Annotated in this window: 13 protein-coding genes and 1 pseudogene; 1 reads left to right on the forward strand and 13 read right to left on the reverse strand. The window is 43.0% G+C overall.

The annotated features are described in order from the left end of the window. Nucleotides 1–67: 67 nt before the first annotated feature. Genes mfd through leuS form a run of 4 tightly spaced genes read right to left on the reverse strand, consistent with a single transcriptional unit; the run spans nt 68 to nt 7,168 of the window. A complete protein-coding gene (mfd, locus tag MN086_RS09265; protein ID WP_248575730.1) occupies nt 68–3,037 on the reverse strand; it encodes a transcription-repair coupling factor in 2,970 nt (989 codons plus the stop codon). After that, the gene (locus tag MN086_RS09270; RefSeq protein ID WP_248575731.1) at nt 3,024–4,190 is read right to left on the reverse strand and encodes a folylpolyglutamate synthase/dihydrofolate synthase family protein; all 1,167 of its coding nucleotides are present in this window, start codon (nt 4,188–4,190) and stop codon (nt 3,024–3,026) included. Before MN086_RS09270 ends, mfd begins: the two co-directional genes overlap by 14 nt. Next, on the reverse strand, nt 4,187–4,702 hold the full coding sequence (gene lptE / locus MN086_RS09275) for an LPS assembly lipoprotein LptE (RefSeq protein WP_248575732.1): 516 nt from the start codon (nt 4,700–4,702) through the stop codon (nt 4,187–4,189). The genes MN086_RS09270 and lptE overlap by 4 nt, the downstream gene beginning before the upstream one ends. Before the next feature lie 24 nt (nt 4,703–4,726). After that, the gene (gene leuS / locus MN086_RS09280; protein ID WP_248577097.1) at nt 4,727–7,168 is read right to left on the reverse strand and encodes a leucine--tRNA ligase; all 2,442 of its coding nucleotides are present in this window, start codon (nt 7,166–7,168) and stop codon (nt 4,727–4,729) included. A 267-nt stretch (nt 7,169–7,435) separates the two neighbouring features. On the opposite strand from leuS, the gene MN086_RS09285 reads away from it, so the two are divergent. After that, nucleotides 7,436–9,277 carry a DNA polymerase III subunit gamma/tau gene (locus tag MN086_RS09285; protein ID WP_248575733.1) on the forward strand — a complete coding sequence of 614 codons (1,842 nt, stop codon included), beginning with the start codon at nt 7,436–7,438 and terminating at the stop codon, nt 9,275–9,277. 15 nt (nt 9,278–9,292) lie between these two features. On the opposite strand, the gene MN086_RS09290 is transcribed toward MN086_RS09285, so the two are convergent. The 9 genes and pseudogenes from MN086_RS09290 to dxs form a co-directional block, all read right to left on the reverse strand. Beyond that, nucleotides 9,293–10,105 carry a TIGR00282 family metallophosphoesterase gene (locus tag MN086_RS09290; protein ID WP_248575734.1) on the reverse strand — a complete coding sequence of 271 codons (813 nt, stop codon included), beginning with the start codon at nt 10,103–10,105 and terminating at the stop codon, nt 9,293–9,295. A 9-nt stretch (nt 10,106–10,114) separates the two neighbouring features. Further along, a complete protein-coding gene (locus MN086_RS09295) occupies nt 10,115–11,137 on the reverse strand; it encodes a beta-ketoacyl-ACP synthase III (RefSeq protein ID WP_248575735.1) in 1,023 nt (340 codons plus the stop codon). A gap of 108 nt (nt 11,138–11,245) precedes the next feature. Then, nucleotides 11,246–12,235 carry a phosphate acyltransferase PlsX gene (plsX, locus tag MN086_RS09300; protein ID WP_248575736.1) on the reverse strand — a complete coding sequence of 330 codons (990 nt, stop codon included), beginning with the start codon at nt 12,233–12,235 and terminating at the stop codon, nt 11,246–11,248. Nucleotides 12,236–12,240: 5 nt separating this feature from the next. Further along, nucleotides 12,241–12,402 carry a 50S ribosomal protein L32 gene (rpmF, locus tag MN086_RS09305; RefSeq protein WP_008244455.1) on the reverse strand — a complete coding sequence of 54 codons (162 nt, stop codon included), beginning with the start codon at nt 12,400–12,402 and terminating at the stop codon, nt 12,241–12,243. A gap of 25 nt (nt 12,403–12,427) precedes the next feature. Continuing rightward, the gene (locus tag MN086_RS09310; protein ID WP_248575737.1) at nt 12,428–12,802 is read right to left on the reverse strand and encodes a DUF177 domain-containing protein; all 375 of its coding nucleotides are present in this window, start codon (nt 12,800–12,802) and stop codon (nt 12,428–12,430) included. 9 nt (nt 12,803–12,811) lie between these two features. Then, nucleotides 12,812–13,225 (reverse strand): nucleoside-diphosphate kinase, encoded by a 414-nt coding sequence (gene ndk / locus MN086_RS09315; RefSeq protein WP_248575738.1) that lies wholly within the window; start codon nt 13,223–13,225, stop codon nt 12,812–12,814. 316 nt (nt 13,226–13,541) lie between these two features. Beyond that, nucleotides 13,542–13,751: pseudogene (locus MN086_RS09320) on the reverse strand (4Fe-4S dicluster domain-containing protein); the annotation flags it as partial. A 121-nt stretch (nt 13,752–13,872) separates the two neighbouring features. Further along, complete coding sequence (gene metK, locus MN086_RS09325; RefSeq protein WP_248575739.1) at nt 13,873–15,030, reverse strand: methionine adenosyltransferase; 1,158 nt, start codon at nt 15,028–15,030, stop codon at nt 13,873–13,875. Nucleotides 15,031–15,220: 190 nt separating this feature from the next. Continuing rightward, nucleotides 15,221–17,026 carry a 1-deoxy-D-xylulose-5-phosphate synthase gene (gene dxs / locus MN086_RS09330; protein ID WP_248575740.1) on the reverse strand — a complete coding sequence of 602 codons (1,806 nt, stop codon included), beginning with the start codon at nt 17,024–17,026 and terminating at the stop codon, nt 15,221–15,223.

Here is a 17,026-nt window from a genome sequence, read left to right on the forward strand (position 1 = left end):
TCTCCTACATTTTTATCTGAAAAAGTATACTTTTGTGAGGTTAATTGAAGGTTAATATCTGAGGATACTACTTCAAATACCCCATGGCTGTAGCGATAATATCATCATCATCTTTGCTCGGTGACTTCAGTACCACTCTCTCTTTGTTTTCATCCACAAATTCGATAAAGACATTTTCACCGTACGAAGAGACTTTGGAGATACCTTTTTCACGTGCCAAAACCTTCATGACAATGACATCAATGAACTGTCTGGTGATGATATCGAGCTTTCCGAACCGGTCTGCTATCTCTGCTTCTATCTCGTACACCTCTCCTGTAGTTTCGCAGAGTGAAAGACGCCGGTAGAGTTCCAGACGCAGTCTGTCCTCTTCGATCAGTTCTTCATTGAGATAAGCATCAATAGAGAGCTTCATATCGATGTTCTGTGCCACTTCCTTGTCCTGTCCGGAGAGCTCTTTAATGGCATCTTCAAGCATACGCAAGTAGAGTGAATACCCTATCTGTTTAATGTGACCCGACTGTGCTTCACCGATGATATTTCCTCCACCCCGTATCTCAAGATCATGAAAGGCAAGGACTGCACCGCTTCCCAGATCTGAATGTGATTCCAGTGCAAGCAGACGGCGTTTTGCATTGTCTGTCAGACGCTCTTTATCGGTCACCATGAAGTAACAGTATCCCTCTTTGGCTCCACGTCCCACACGACCGCGTAGCTGATGCAGGTCTGCAATACCGAAATTGTCAGCCCCATCAACGATCATTGTGTTGGCATGCGGCATATGTATCCCTGACTCTACGATCGAGGTAGAGAGCAGTACATCATACTCCCCGTCCCCAAAAAGCATCATCTCATCTTCGGTCTCTTTGGCTGAGATCTTGGAGTGAAGCACTGCGATGCGCAGTTTAGGAAGTATTTCAAGCAGTTGCTTCTTCTTCTCTTCTATCCCAGCAATGGAGTTGAAGACATAAAATATCTGTCCTCCGCGCCGCATCTCACGGAGTATGGCTTCTTTGATCACTTTATCATCATAACTCTTCACAAAGGTACGTACTCCTTGACGCTCTGTAGGCGGGGTAAGGATCTCAGAAAAAGACTTGACTTCGGACATCGCAAGGTTCAAAGATCTCGGGATCGGTGTGGCAGACATGCTGAGAAGATGTACATCGATGGAGATCTCTTTGAGGGCCTCTTTCTGTTTTACTCCGAACTTATGCTCTTCATCGATAATGACAAGTGCGAGGTTCTTGAACTTTGCTTTGAGCAATGCATGGGTTCCTACAACCACATCGATAGTACCTTCCTGCAATCCTTTGAGCGTGGCATTCTTCTCTTTGGTTGTAGAGAACCTGTCCAGCTTGGCTATTTTAATATCATGTCCGGAAAAACGCTCTTTCAGGCTTTTATAATGCTGTGAACTCAGCAGGGTTGTAGGTGCGATCATCATCGCCTGGTACCCGTTTTTGACCGCTACGAACATCCCGTTCATTGCCACCTCTGTTTTACCGAACCCTACATCCGCAGAGAGCAGTCTATCCATCATCCTGCCTGAGCTCATGTCAGCCAACATATCATTAATGGCACGTTCCTGATCTTCTGTATGGACAAAACCGGCTTCAGACATAAAAATGGCATGCTCTTCCATATCTATTTTAAACTTGATACCTTTTTTCAAATGACGCTGTGCCGAGAGGTTGATGATCTGCGAAGCGATCGCAAAGAGTTTCTCTCTTACTTTTTCTTTGAGCTTTTTAAAGCTGGCTTTCCCCAGTTTATCCAGTATCGGCAGGGCACCGCCTTCAGCTACATAACGGTCTATCACTTCAAGGTTGGAGACGGGGATGAGCAAGGCATCTTCATTTTGATAATGCATCACTACAAATTCACTGGTAGCCCCCAGTACATCACGTTTTTCTATTCCTTTGAATATACCTACCCCGTAATTCTCATGCACCACATAGTCACCGGGCTTTAGTTCATCCAGAATGATCGTCGCTTTTTTAACCTTTTTTCTTTTGATAGGCTTGTTGAGTGAAAGTATGAGTTTCTCTGCACCCAAAAGATTGATGATACCTTCCTGATAGACAAACGCTATATTTTCAAAAGAGTCCAACTGGGAACCACGTACGATACTCTCATTTTTAGCAATGATCGTGATCTCTTTATCTTTATGGGATTTGAGCAATTTATTAGGGTCCACTGCTTCAAGATCACGGTATTTATGCCCCTCTGGAATGGCCGGAAGTAAAAATGCATCCCGAGGTACAAGCGGCTTATCCAGCTCATATACTTCTTTGAGTTCATCCTCTAAAGATGATGCCAAAACGCCGTCAAAGAGTGTTAAAGCACTCTCCCCCAGATCATCCAAGTGCCATAGTCCAAGCGAATCTATATCTTTGACAAAGGTATCATAACTGCTTCGTTCGGTTCTGTTTTTCAGTGCTTCATGCTGGGTTTTGTTCAGTGCCAGGAATGCCGGTGTGAAGGTCAAAGATTCCAACTCGTCGTTTGAACGTTTCTGCGTCCCCTCATCATAATACTGGATGGTCTCCACCTCTTCATCAAACAAAGAGATACGGTACGGCTTGTCTGCATCTATGGGATAAATATCTATAATATCACCACGAAAAGAGACCTCTCCGTGACTCGCAGCGATGTCCGTAAAATGGTACCCCCACTGATAAAGTGTATCCTTGAGTTCCTGCATATTTAAAGTATCGCCGAATTCTATGGTGCGAGTATCAAAGAGTGCTGCTTTCGGGAAAGGGATAAGCAATGTGCGCAGCGGTGAGATCAGTATCTTTTTCTTTTCACTTTTATAAAAAGAGGCCAACTGTATGAACATCGCATGTATCTCTTCATCATAGGCGCGCAGATCCTCCCCTACGCTCACACGGAGATCCGGCAACACAAAGGCATCAAATTCAAGCAACACGGCTATATCTCGTATCTGAACTGCTTCCTTGTCATCTTTACAGATAAGGAGTCTTTCTTCTTGTAACGCTTCCAGGTATTCGTAAATATTACTTTGGTACATTGATCTTCTTTTGCATCCTGTTTAAAAATTCTTCTACGACATAAAATGAACCAAATACTAGGTAGTGTTCATTTTTATCTATCTTGCCCTCAAAGTAGCTATAGCTGATACCTACTTTTTGGATCGCTTCTTCTATCTCACTTAACGTGGTCGCTCTTTGCGAGTGAATGGGGATGATCTCTACCTGTTTGACTTTAGGTTTCAGTGTACGTAGCACCGCTTCATAATCTTTGTCATCCAAACTGTTATAGATGAGAACCACCTTTTTGTCTAATGCTTTTTCTATGGCCTTTGCCGCTAAAGGGTTGTGTCCTACATCGATACGGATGTTTTTTGTCAAGGGATAAAAACGTCCAAAAAGTTCCAAAGTGCGCAGGTCCTCTATCTCGTAAGAGATATGCAAAAGTTCCAAAGCCTGTAGTGCTACACAGGCATTCTCTACCAGATACTCGCCCCAGGATTTTTCCTCTGCGATGGCTCTTAATTGTGTCACGCTCTCACTTGGACATCTGGAAAGATGGAGTGTTGCACCTTTCTTCTCTGTGATCTCTTTGGCAACTTCCAGCACCTCATCATAGACTTGTGGTGCCAGCAACACCTCTTTTTGAATACTTCGTATCTTCGTACCGGCTATGGCTTCGATACTCTCACCCAGGAAAGCCTGATGGTCGATGCCTATCGGTGTGATGACAGAGAGTGCTTTATCACAGACATTGGTCGCGTCAAATTCTCCACCCAGTCCTGCTTCCAAAACCATCAGATCACAATCTTCAAAGACCACAAATGCCAACAGTGTCGTATACTCAAAGTAACTCAAACTTTCACTCATCTCTTTGCCCAGAATGACAAAAAGCCTTTGATGTGCTGCTTCAAGCGCTTCATCCGTACTGTCACTGCCATTGAGCCAGATACGTTCATTGAACTTTAAAATATGGGGAGAGGAGAAGTGTCCGACCTTCAGACCGCTTTTATAAGCCAGATGTGCAAGCATACGGCCTGTTGAACCTTTTCCGTTCGTTCCTACGATATGCACTGTTCTGGGCTGTTTAATGTGGGGTTTCAAAAGACCATAGGCACTATGTACACGCTGATGGTCTATCTCTTTATAGTAAAGAGGTTTATTTTGAAGAAATCTGTCAAAAGCATCCATCATTTCGTCTCTTTTAACATCCCTTTCGCACTGACATACGCTAAAAATTCATCCAATGCTTTTCCCAATCCTACACGTATAGCCTCTATTCTCAACGCAGAAGAGGTCAATGAACTCTCCTGGATATCTGTTTCAACAATACTGCTTATCGTTTTCACTTCTCTGCCCTCTTTGGTGACCATGTCAAACTTTACTCTAATGACCGCACGGTACCGTGTCACATACCCATTTTCATAGGAGAGTGGGATAAAAGTGCTTCCTGCATAAGAGAGTCGGATTTTACTTTGCGCCTCTTCTTTAGAAACGATACGCCCCTTAAATCGCGTATAGACCAAACGGTTCATCTCATCTTTCACATAGGGTGCATTTTCAGGTTCAGCCCTGTCAACATTTACTTCCACATATACCGTATCGGAAAACACATGCTGGATCATATGAGAAGAGGGTTTATATCCGCATGCGTTTACAAGCAACATCATACTGATAGTCATCAAAATTTTTACAATCGTACGCATACGTCCCTCTCTTTTTATGTTTTTTTAGCTTGGTTTTACAGCTAAATTCACCAATTTATTCGGTACAACGATCTCTTTAACGATACTCATACCCTCAAGCCATTTTGCTCCGGCTTCTTTTGCCGAAGCCAAGATCTCATCCTGTGTAGCTGAAGGGTTTACCTCTATCTCTGTACGCTTTTTGCCCCCTATCATGACGACATATAAAACACTCTCCTGTACAAAAACCTCTTCTTTCACTTCAAGAACAGACTGCAGGTTTTTACGCCCAAATAACACTTCACTCAGTTCTGTTGTCACATGAGGGATGATCGGTTCAAGTAGGTTGAGCATAATATACATACCCTCAGTCCAAACAGCCCCATCATCTTGTTTGTCCAGTGCATTGAGTGCTTCCATACAAGCTGCGATAAGTGTATTGAAGGCAAATGTCTTCTCATACACATCCGTGGACTTTTGCAATGCTTCATAGACTTTTACACGAGCCAGTTTAGACTCTTTGCTCAAAGAGCCTTGATCAATCTGAGGCAAACTGTTTTGCGTCACTTTCTCTTTTCTCTCATAGAGTTTTTTGATGAACCTGAATGCACCCTCTACTGCTGAATCATTCCACTCAAGCTCTTTGGCCGGCGGTGCAGCAAAAAGGGTAAAGAGTCTAGCCGTATCTGCACCATACTTCTCTACGAGTGCATCCGGGTCTACGGTATTTCCTTTAGACTTACTCATCTTCGCACCGTCCATTAGTACCATCCCCTGAGTCAAAAGCTTCTCAAACGGCTCATTGATATCATGGTAACCAAGGTCACGAAGTACTTTTGTAAAGAAACGTGCATACAACAAGTGCAAGATGGCGTGCTCGATCCCACCGATATACTGATCGACCCCTAACCAATAATTGGCTTCTTCTTTGTCAATACCTACTTGATCCCACTTCTTAGGATTGGTCGCATAACGGAACTGGTACCAGCTCGACTGGACAAAGGTATCGAGTGTATCTGTTTCACGCACAGCCTCCTCACCACACTTGGGACAAGCACAGTGCTTCCATGTCGGGTGATTATCCAGAGGATTCCCCTCACCTGTGATCTCTACATCTTCAGGCAGCGCAATAGGAAGGTTTTCTATCTTTTCAGGTACAAGCCCGCAGCTCTTACAATGTACGAAAGGTATAGGCGCACCCCAGTAACGCTGGCGACTGACACCCCAGTTTCTCAGTTTGAAGTTTGTCGTACCTTTTCCAAATCCTGCCTCTTCGAACATCGCAATGATCTTTGCTTTAGCCTCGTAATTACCCAATCCTGTAAAGGCTGCAGAGTCAACCAGCTCTCCTTCAAGCGTATAAGGAAGTTCTTCACCTCCGTTGATCACCCTTTTGATCGGAAGATCATACTTGCTTGCAAACTCAAAGTCTCTCTCGTCATGTGCAGGTACGGCCATGACCGCGCCGCCGCCATAAGAGGCGAGTACAAAGTTCGCCGTCCATACAGGGATCTCCTCTCCCGTCAGAGGATGGATCACAGAGATACCAAGAGGATACCCCTCTTTATCTGCCTGTGCTCTTTCACGCTCCGTCATGTTGGCGATGTGTGTGATCTTTTGGGCAATATCATCATCAAGAAGATCATTGTCTATAAGATATTTTGTGATAGGGTGTTCCGCTGCAAGCGCAGAGTACGTGACACCGTAGATCGTATCAGGGCGTGTGGTAAATACCGTGTATTTGTCAAATTTCCCGCCAAGTTTCTCTTGACTCTCAGCACTGAGCTCAAATTCAAATTCAAGTCCCTGGGATTTACCTATCCAGTTGCTTTGCATCGTCAGCACCTGTGAAGGCCATTTCCCCTCAAGTTCTTTTAGATCCTCAAGCAGGTCATCCGCATACTTGATGATATCCAGGTAATACCCCGGCATCTCTTTAAGCTGTACTTCATTGTCACAACGCCAGCAGCACCCCTCTTCAACCTGTTCATTTGCCAATACCGTATGACAATCCTCACACCAGTTCACCGTTGTAGATTCACGATAAAGCAACTTCTCTTCGAACATTTTAATGATAAACTCTTGCTCCCATTTCGTATAGAGTTCATCGCAGGTAGCAAATTCACGTGTTTTAGAAAATGAAAGCCCCAGTGTATTGAGCTCTTTTCTCATATAATCAATATTCGAATAGGTCCACTCTTTAGGATGACGACCGTGTTTGATGGCAGCATTCTCCGCAGGCATACCAAAAGCATCCCATCCGATAGGATGGAGTACATTGAAATCCTGTTTTCTGTAGTAACGTGCAAAAGCATCACCTATAGCATAATTACGTACATGTCCCATATGCAAACGTCCGCTTGGGAAAGGGAACATACTTAAGATATATTTTTTCTTTCTTGTTAAGGCATCATCCGGTTCAAAAGCCTTCTCAACATCCCATTTGTTTTGCCATTTGGCTTCAATCTCACTTGGATTGTAACTCATATTTTCTCGCTTCATTGTTGTGATTATTTAAGTAAGGGGATTATATCTAATATGGGGTTAGAGATGAATTGAAAGGTACAGATATCCTTTATCTCACCTTTTTCACTGGGAAGCGGGAGTATTTTTATATATCATATCTATAACCCGAGTTTATGTAAAAAATCATTGTCATTTTTTCTTCTGGCTTTCACCTTCATATTTAGATCTTTTATACCAATCAAAAGTAAAATTTAACTACAATAATAACAATAAAAACAAGGAGTCTGTTTGTCTTTAGCCTTAGCAAGAAAATACCGTCCTGCAACCTTCGATGACCTCATCGGACAAGAGTCAGTTTCACAAACTCTCTCACTTGCGCTTGAGGGCAAAAGACTCTCCCATGCCTACCTTTTTTCGGGACTAAGAGGGAGTGGAAAAACATCTACTGCACGTATCTTTGCCAAAGCACTGCTCTGTGAAAAAGGTGCGACTTCCCATCCTTGCGGTACCTGTACACATTGTGTGATGGCAAGCGAAAGCAGCCATATGGATATCATCGAAATGGATGCCGCTTCCAACCGTGGTATCGATGATATCAAAGACCTTATTGAACATACCAAATACAAGCCAAGCTCTGCACGCTACAAGATCTTTATCATCGATGAAGTGCATATGCTTACCAACCAGGCATTTAATGCCCTGCTAAAAACACTTGAAGAGCCACCTGATTTTGTCAAATTCATACTGGCAACGACAGATCCGCTCAAGCTGCCTGCGACCATTCTTTCCCGTACACAGCATTTCAGGTTCAAAAAAATTCCTCAAAACCTTGTACTTAAACACTTGGAACATATCTTGGACCTTGAGAACATAGAGTATGAAAGAGAGGCTTTGGATATTATTGCACGCTCTGGTGCAGGGAGTCTGAGAGACTCACTGACCTTGATGGATCAGGCCATTGTCTACTCCAAGAACTTTGTCGATGTGAATACTGTAACAGGGATGCTCGGCATCATTGAACCCAGTCATTTGGAAGCATTGCTCTCTGACATCATGGCCAAAGACACAGCAAAAGTCTTAGCCTTTATCAACATGGCAGCCGATTATGAAGCAGAGATGATACTGGATGAACTCACACTCTATCTGAAAGATCTGCTGCTCAATGCCAAAGGCAAGTTCAGCCCGATGATCATAGAGCGTTTCTTCAGAGTTATCGCAGAGTCTAAAAGCTTGCTCTCTCTTGGCAGTGATAATGGATTTGTACTCTCGCTGGCACTCTTTAAAATGATGGAGTCTTTGGAGATCAAAGATATAGATACCATGATACGCGGCTTGGAGCAGGAACTCAAAGGGGTTGAAGTCTCTGAAATTATGGTGACCACTCCCTCTCCTGACCTCTCTACACCCTCAGAAGTGATTACGATCACTGAAGAGGAGATCGACGCTACTCTTCCTAAAACTGCAGCACCTGAGGCAGAACCACCTGTTGCAGAGGAGAAAACACCCGAAACTTCATCTGAGATCGCAGAAACACCGGTCATAGACAATGAGCCTACTCCCCCTATAGAAGAAGAAAAAGCTCCTGCCGATATACAACCGGTGACCCAGCCAGAAGTCACTCAACCCTCAGTACCAGCCATAAACCCACATCAAAAAACATTTAATACCCTGGTACAAAAACTCTATGACAGAGACTATGATCTTGGTGCCTGTTTTGAACGTAATATCTCCTTTGAAAACTTTGAAGATCATAAACTTACATGGGCTTCTATGGCAGAAGGCGAAGATAAAAAAATGCTCATTACCCATTGGGGACTTATCAACATGTTCGTAAAAGATGTTTTTGGTTTTGAAACCAAAATTGTCAATATCCCTAAAAAAAAAGTGAGTAACGACACGCTCAAAGAAGAGACTAAAGAACCTCAAAAAGAGATCCCTGCACATCAGGATGCAGATGCTGCTTCTATGATAGAAGATATCGAAATGAAAAGCTCCTGTATCGCTCCGGAGGCTGGAGAGACTGAAGCCGCTAAAGAGAAAGACCCTTCCACTCTGCTTGAAGAGCCTATGATCAAAGAGGCTATCGCCCTGTTTGATCCCAAAAAAGTGAGAATAAAGCGTAATACCTAAGGAGAAAACCTCTCTTTAGGTATCCATCCATGCCTGTGTCACAATTTTAGGTTTATCATCATAGATCTTGATCTTCTCAGCCCCTATACAACGCCCCTGATCATCCAGTTCAAAGACCACCATTTGCAGCAGTGCTTTGCACTCATCAGGTACGTTAAAATGCCCTCCAAGACCTGTAAGCACCCGTTTAAGTGGTATTTCTGAATCCATTCCTATCACACCGTCCCGGCAACCGGTCAAACCTACATCTGTGACATAACAGCAGCCATCATGTATCTGAAGATCATCTGTAGCAACATGGGTATGTGTACCAAGTATCGCAGAGACATCATCTTTGAGCATATGTAAAATGATCTGTTTCTCTGAACTCGCCTCAGCATGCATATCAAGAATGATATGTTTCACTCCTTGTGCTTTTAACTTCTCTACCTCTTCAACGATCATCGTGAATGGATTATCGGCCATAGGCATCGTATAGTGTCCCATAAGATTTAAGATCGCTGTTCTGTGTCCCAAAAGCGTCGTTTCATAGATACCTTTGCCCGGTGTTGCCTTAGGATAGTTCATGGGACGTATAAGAGGGTAATTGTCAAAGATTTTAAGGATCTCTTTTTTATCAAAGCTGTGATTCCCACCCGTCATCATATCGATGCCGTATCCCAGCAGTTCAATACAATTTTTTTCAGTGAGACCAAAACCATGACTTGCATTTTCATAGTTGGCTATCATGAAGTCTACAAAATGCTCTTGTTTGAGACGTGTTAAATGGCGTTTGATCATCAAGCGCCCTGGTTTACCTACGATGTCACCGATAAACCCTATTTTCAATTTTATACCCTATTTGGTGTTTGCTTTTCCGGCAAATGGAAGTAGTGCACTGGCCCATGTTAGTCCGCCACCGAAAGTATCAAGTAACATAAGGTCACCTGTTTGCAGTCTTCCTGATTCCCAGATATCATTCAATGCCATAGGTATCGAAGCAGCAGAAGTATTCCCGTATTTTCCTACGGTAAGGACCACCTGCTCTTCTCTCATCTTCAGTGCATCACCCACTGCTTTAATAATACGGTAATTCGCCTGATGCGGGATAAAATGCGGGATATCATCCGCATTAATCTTATTTTTGGCAAGTATCTCTTTGACATCTTTTGTCAAAGTTTTTACTGCCAATTTAAAGGTTTCATTTCCCTTCATCTGTACAAAATTAAGCCCCTGATCGATCACTTCCTGGCTTGCAGGATGTACAGCACCGGGTGCAGGTGTTACCAAAAAGTCTGAATAGGATCCGTCTGCACTTGCATGAATGTCAATAAAAGCTTCGTCTTTATTGGATGTAGCAGAGATCACCGCCGCACCTGCACCATCTCCAAACAGGATACATGTACTTCTATCTGTATAATCGACAACCGAAGAGAACTTTTCTGCCCCGACCACCAATACATTTTTCTTCATTCCTGACTCTATAAATGCTTTTGCAATGGTAAGAAGATAGACAAATCCGCTGCATGCCGCAGAGATATCAAAGGCCTGCACATCCCTGATACCGATCTTGTCTGAAATAAGACATGCGGTTGAAGGCATATTGAAATAATCAGGTGTCACAGTGGCACAGAGTACCAGGTCTATCTCCTCTTTTGCAAGACCTGAACGTTCTATCGCCATTTCACAGGCTTTAGCAGCCATATCACTTGTATACTCATCTTCTGCAGCTATATGACGCTCTTTTATACCCGTACGTTTTACGATCCATTCATCAGTGGTATCTACCATCTTTTCAAGATCTGCATTGGATAAAATCTTTTCAGGTACATATGCACCTATAGATCTGAATGCCGCATATATGGGTTTTATTGGTGACATAGTTGTCCTTAACGAATAATATAAAGTCTGTTATTTTACCATAAATTTATAAGTTTTAGGGGGTAGTTTCGCTTGGTGGAGGGTCTAATGTACCTGGGTACCTTAGACTTATTTAGTATCAGATAGAAGAGTTTCTATGGTTTTATTGACATCTGACTCCGTATAACGTATTGCCTGGAATATCGCATTTTTGATGGCTTTTGCATTCGAACTACCATGAGAAATGATGGCACATCCGTTGATACCCAAAAGCGGTGCACCACCGTACTCTGCATAATCAACCTGCTTTTTCATATTTCCAAACACTTTTCTTTTCATCATCAGCGCACCGATCTTCGCCGGCAATGATTTTCGAATATGCTGTCTCATCAATGTAAAGATCGTAGATACAACACCTTCACTGGTCTTGAGTAAAATATTACCCGTAAAACCGTCACAGACAACGACATTCACGTTACCGTTAAAGATGTCTCTACCTTCAACATTACCGACAAACCCTTTTAAACCTTGTAGCAGTTTAAAGGCGGCTTTGGTCAATGTATTACCCTTGGAATCTTCAGACCCATTTGATAAAAGCCCCACTTTGGGAGAGGCTATGCCTAAGATCTGCTGTGCATACGCTTCACCCATCGCACCAAACTCATACAGGTTTTGAGGTGTACAATCCGTTACTGCACCTACGTCCAGAACCAATGTTTTGGTCGCTACCACACTTGGCATGAGTGTGGCAAGTGCAGGCTTGGAGATATGCGGTAAACGTCCTATACGCAATGTAGCCAGTGTCATGGTCGCACCACTGTGGCCCGCTGAAACGACTGCAGATGCTTCCTTTTCACGTACAAGCTCCACTGCTCTGTAGATGGATGAATCTTTACGCTTGAGTGCATCTGTTGCCTGATCGCTCATAGATATCACATCCGAAGCTTCAACAATTTCAACTTTGTCTGCATAATACGGGGGAAGGAAAGAGCGTATCTCTTCTGTGTTTCCTACTAAAATAGGGAGGAATTTTTCAATTTCCAGTGCTTGAACCACACCTTCTATAATAGGCTCGGGACCAAAGTCCCCGCCCATAGCGTCAATCGCAATCTTGATCATTAAGATTACGCTTTAGTTTTTTTGTACTCACCAGTAGTCATATTCATGTGGTGAGGCATTCTCCATGTTCCATCTGCATCTTTTACTGGCATTGGTAATGTCAATTTGTAATGTGTTCTTCTTTTCGCTGCTCTTGTGTGACTCACACGTCTTTTAGGTACTGCCATTTTATGTCCTTTGTTACAATTTTATTTAATATTCTACTTCAAAATCTTCATCACTATCGGCACAGTCGCTGCAATAGTTATAAGCATTTTTAAACGTATTTATTTCGCTCTGTAGTATGTACGAAATATCTATTTCGCCATCTAAAAACTCAATTATATCTAAATCATCTTTATCTTCGGATACTATATCGCTCAGTCTAAGTTCCAGCTGATTGTCCATATCATAGTTGTAGGTCTTCCCACATCTATCACAGTCCAACTCAATACTGCCGCTCATGTGTGCATCTAAAGTTACTTGATGATAACCACTCTTCTTTAAAGTCCCTTCCAGCGTCACACCCTCCAAACTCAGTTCAATGGGTTTTGCTGTAGAACCTACTTTGTCAAAAGCTATCTTCACAGTATAGGCTTAGTGAATTTCTCTCTGTGCAAAAAAGAAGTTAATTTCATTGATTGCATTTTCAATAGAGTCACTTCCGTGTACTGCATTTGCATCAATACTTTCAGCAAAATCTGCTCTGATCGTACCAGGCTCAGCTTCAGCAGGGTTCGTAGCACCCATAAGCTCTCTGTTTTTAGCCATTGCATTGTCACCTTCAAGTACTGTTACAACCACAGGTCCTGAAATCATAAAGTCTACAAGGTCTTTAAAGAAAGGTCTCTCTGCGTGAATCGCATAAAATGCTTCCGCATCTACACGAGAAAGTCTTGTTTTCTTTGTTGCCGCAATTCTAAGGCCTGCTGCTTCAAATCTTGCAAGAATCTGACCTACAACGTTTTTAGCTACTGCATCTGGTTTAATGATTGATAATGTTTGTTCCATACTTATATTCCTAAGCGATTAATTTACTTCCAAAATGAAATGTAGTGGAGAGTATTCGGGCGGAATTTTACCGAATAAAGTATTAAAATAAGTTTAAGTTTTGAGAGGGTTAAGGGGGTATCTATAGAGACTACCAGGAGGTAGTCTCTGAGAAGGACTAAAATTAGTCTTCTACAACATTTCTATGTGCTGCTCTGTCTTCAAGAGAGATATCATCTCTCATTGGCATTTCAGCATCTGGGTTTTCCATAACATAGTTTAGACCATCAATATAGTTTTCACCATTGAAGTGATCTTTATGTTCAGCTGTGAATGGCATATCCCAAGTAATACAACCTTCAGTTGGACATGCTTCTGCACATGCTGGAGAATCGAAGTGATCTACACACTCAACACATTTGTCAGGATATACATAGTAGTACTCCTCACCCGTTGGATTATCATCCTCATCTACAATTGCTTCTACTGGACATTCGTCAATACAAGCTGCACAGTTTATACATGTATCACCAATAATTACTGCCATATTTATTCCTTTTTATTAAGATAGAAAACTATAGCTAAAGATATTTAAAAAAACTTTAAACCCTTCAGATTATTTGTTAAAGTCGATCAAAAAGATTCAATGCTTGACACGATACTAAACACTAAATATTTAAATATCTTTTGATATCTTCCACCCTATCTGTCTTCTCCCAACTGAAATCTTCTTCTTCTCTTCCGAAGTGACCATACGCTGCTGTCCTGCGGTATATAGGTCTCAATAGATCCAACGCATCCATAATACCTTTAGGTGTCAGATCAAAAAGTGACTCTACGCACGCCGTAATCTTAGACTCATCCACTGTTGCAGTCCCATGTGTATCTACATAGATAGAGACCGGTTTGGCTACACCGATCGCGTATGCTATCTGTAGTGTTGCTCTGTCACATACACCTGCAGCTACAAGGTTTTTCGCTACGTATCTTGCAGCATATGCAGCAGAACGATCCACTTTTGTAGGATCTTTACCGGAGAAGGCTCCCCCACCATGTGGGCAAGAACCACCATAGGTATCTACGATGATCTTTCTCCCTGTAAGCCCGGCATCCCCTTGAGGACCGCCGATCACAAAACGCCCCGTAGGGTTGATATGATAAGTAATATCATCAGACATCAACTCTGCCGGTATCACTGCTTTGATGACCTCTTCAAGTACGGCTTTTTGTACCTGTTCAAGCGTCACTTCAGGATGATGCTGCGTTGAGACCACGATCGTGTCTATTGCAACAGGTTTCCCATCTACATACTTCACCGAAACCTGTGCTTTTCCATCCGGGCGTAAAAACGGGACAGTACCATTTTTACGGACCTCAGCTAATTTGGCTGTGATCTTATGTGCAAGCGAAATAGGCAGAGGCATAAGCTCTTTGGTCTCATTACAGGCATATCCGAACATCAGTCCCTGGTCACCCGCACCGATCTCACCTGACGCCTGGTCCACACCTTGATTGATATCAGGACTCTGTTCCCCTATACCGTTGAGCACACCTGCAGACCGATAATCAAAACCATAACTTGCATCTGTGTACCCTATCTCTCTTACCACCTCTCTTGCAATCTCTTGCATCGGTGCATACGCTGTTGTTTTTAGTTCTCCTGCAATAACACAAAAACCATTACTCAGTAACGTCTCACAAGCCACTCTGGCCTGTGGATCTTTTTCGATGATATAATCGAGTATAGCATCTGAGATCTGATCAGCCATTTTATCTGGATGACCCTCGGTTACCGATTCACTTGTAAAAATGTATTCGTTAGCCATTTTTTTCCTTTAATTTACTTCTCTCACTTCTGTTCTAAAGAGCGATGCCGATCAATCACTCAATGATTTTCGGTAAAGTCTGCCATTCGGCTCAGAGAATTTTGAAATATTTGTTCACTGTCACTGAACTTGATACAATACCTCAAAAGGTACTTTATCAAATACAGCTTTCATGCAGAAGAAACCTCCCCTACACGATTCGTTTTGCCAACTGCTCCGGCAGTATCCCTAAGGACTCTTCTACCAATCTGGTATTACCATGTGTGATAAATGTATCAGGATACTCAAATGTTGTCAAGACTACATCTTGGATCTTTTTTTGACTTAAAAGTTCCAAAATCGCTGAACCCACACCACCCTGTGCTGCAGAATCAGAAAAAACAAACCATTTTTTATACTTGGTACTTAAGTCCACAAGCATCTCTTCATCCAATGGCTTGACAAAACGCAGGTCCAACACACCAGGGTTTACATCCACAAGTTCAGCCACTTTTTGGGCACGTCCGACACCATTACCATATCCTATAAAGAGTATCTCTTCTCCCTCTTTGAGCAAAACAGACTTCCCTAACTCATAGGCAGGGCTATCTGTATCTTCTGCCAAAAATGCCCCTCTAGGGTATCTAAAAGCACAAGGATGGTCATACTCTTTAGCAAATTGCATACAGAGCTTCATCGTTGTTTCATTATAGGGTGCCAGGAGTGTCATGTTAGGAATGCCTCTTAAATAAGAGATATCAAAAGCACCCTGATGTGTCTCTCCATCCTCCCCTACAATACCTGCTCTGTCCAGTGCAAAAGCGACACCCAGATCCATGAGTGCAATATCATGGATGACTTGGTCATACCCCCGTTGCAAGAAGGTGGAGTAGATCGTACAGAAGGGTTTAAACCCCTCTTTTGCCAATGGCCCCATGGAGGTGACAGCATGCTGCTCCGCTATGGCAACGTCCCAAAAACGTTCAGGGTACTTTTTAATGGCAGCACTTAAACCCGTACCGCTTGGCATCGCAGCCGTCACTCCAACCACTTTGTCATCTTCATCTGCAAGTTCTACCAGTGTGTCGGAGAAAATAGCGGTTGCTGCCTTCGGTGCTCCGGCTTTTTTAGGTGCTTCACCTGTTTTAAGATCAAAAGCACTGACCCCGTGCCAATGCTCTTTAGTACCTTCAGCGATCTCATACCCCTTGCCTTTCGTGGTCTGTGCATGAATAAGTACCGGTTTCCCCAGCGCTTTGGCCACTTCCATCGTCTCTACAAGAGATTCAATATCGTGTCCGTCCACAGGTCCGATATACTCGACACCCATCTCTTCAAACAGAATACCCGGTGTGATAAGCTTGAAAGACTCTTCAAACCTTTTTGCCATATAGGTCGCACCCTCAGGCAGATGATCCAGGACCTTTTCTACCCTGCCCTTGAACTTCTGATAAAATGAACCGGCCATCGTTTGAGAAAGGAGTTTACTGATAGCCCCTATGGGTTTAGCGATACTCATTTCATTGTCATTCAAGATGATCACGACAGGGTATTTTCTGTCACCCAGTTCATTCAGGGCCTCATAGACCATCCCGGCACTCATACTTCCATCACCGATGAATGCAACAGGTATTCTATCCTCCCCTTTAAGTGCTATGGCTTTGGCGGCACCGACTGCCAGTGAGATAGAGGTTGAACTGTGCCCTGCCACATAATAATCATATTTAGACTCTTTAGGCTTTGTGTAGCCGCTGATACCTCCAAACTGGCGTAAGGTATCAAACCTCTCCCACCTATCTGTCAAGAGTTTATGGGCATAGGCCTGATGGCTCACATCAAAGATAAAAGGGTCCTTCTCTACATCAAACACTTTATGCATCGCCACGATAAGATCCGTTGCACCCATAGTAGAACTCAGGTGTCCACCGTTTTTACTTACCGTACCCAAGATCTTTTCTCTGATCTCTCCGGCTAAAGTATTGAGTTCGTCTATGGAGTGTGCTTTTATATCTATCAT

Origin of the sequence: Sulfurovum sp. XGS-02 (genome assembly GCF_023213175.1) — a bacterium.
Taxonomy (GTDB): Bacteria; Campylobacterota; Campylobacteria; order Campylobacterales; family Sulfurovaceae; genus Sulfurovum.

Coding starts and splice junctions, on each gene's coding strand:
- MN086_RS09270 (WP_248575731.1), bottom strand. CDS start 4,190: ATGATGGATGCTTTTGACAGATTTCTTCAAAATAAACCTCTTTACTAT.
- ndk (WP_248575738.1), bottom strand. CDS start 13,225: ATGGAACAAACATTATCAATCATTAAACCAGATGCAGTAGCTAAAAAC.
- mfd (WP_248575730.1), bottom strand. CDS start 3,037: ATGTACCAAAGTAATATTTACGAATACCTGGAAGCGTTACAAGAAGAA.
- MN086_RS09295 (WP_248575735.1), bottom strand. CDS start 11,137: ATGTCACCAATAAAACCCATATATGCGGCATTCAGATCTATAGGTGCA.
- metK (WP_248575739.1), bottom strand. CDS start 15,030: ATGGCTAACGAATACATTTTTACAAGTGAATCGGTAACCGAGGGTCAT.
- plsX (WP_248575736.1), bottom strand. CDS start 12,235: ATGATCAAGATTGCGATTGACGCTATGGGCGGGGACTTTGGTCCCGAG.
- rpmF (WP_008244455.1), bottom strand. CDS start 12,402: ATGGCAGTACCTAAAAGACGTGTGAGTCACACAAGAGCAGCGAAAAGA.
- lptE (WP_248575732.1), bottom strand. CDS start 4,702: ATGCGTACGATTGTAAAAATTTTGATGACTATCAGTATGATGTTGCTT.
- dxs (WP_248575740.1), bottom strand. CDS start 17,026: ATGATAGATATAAAAGCACACTCCATAGACGAACTCAATACTTTAGCC.
- leuS (WP_248577097.1), bottom strand. CDS start 7,168: ATGAGTTACAATCCAAGTGAGATTGAAGCCAAATGGCAAAACAAATGG.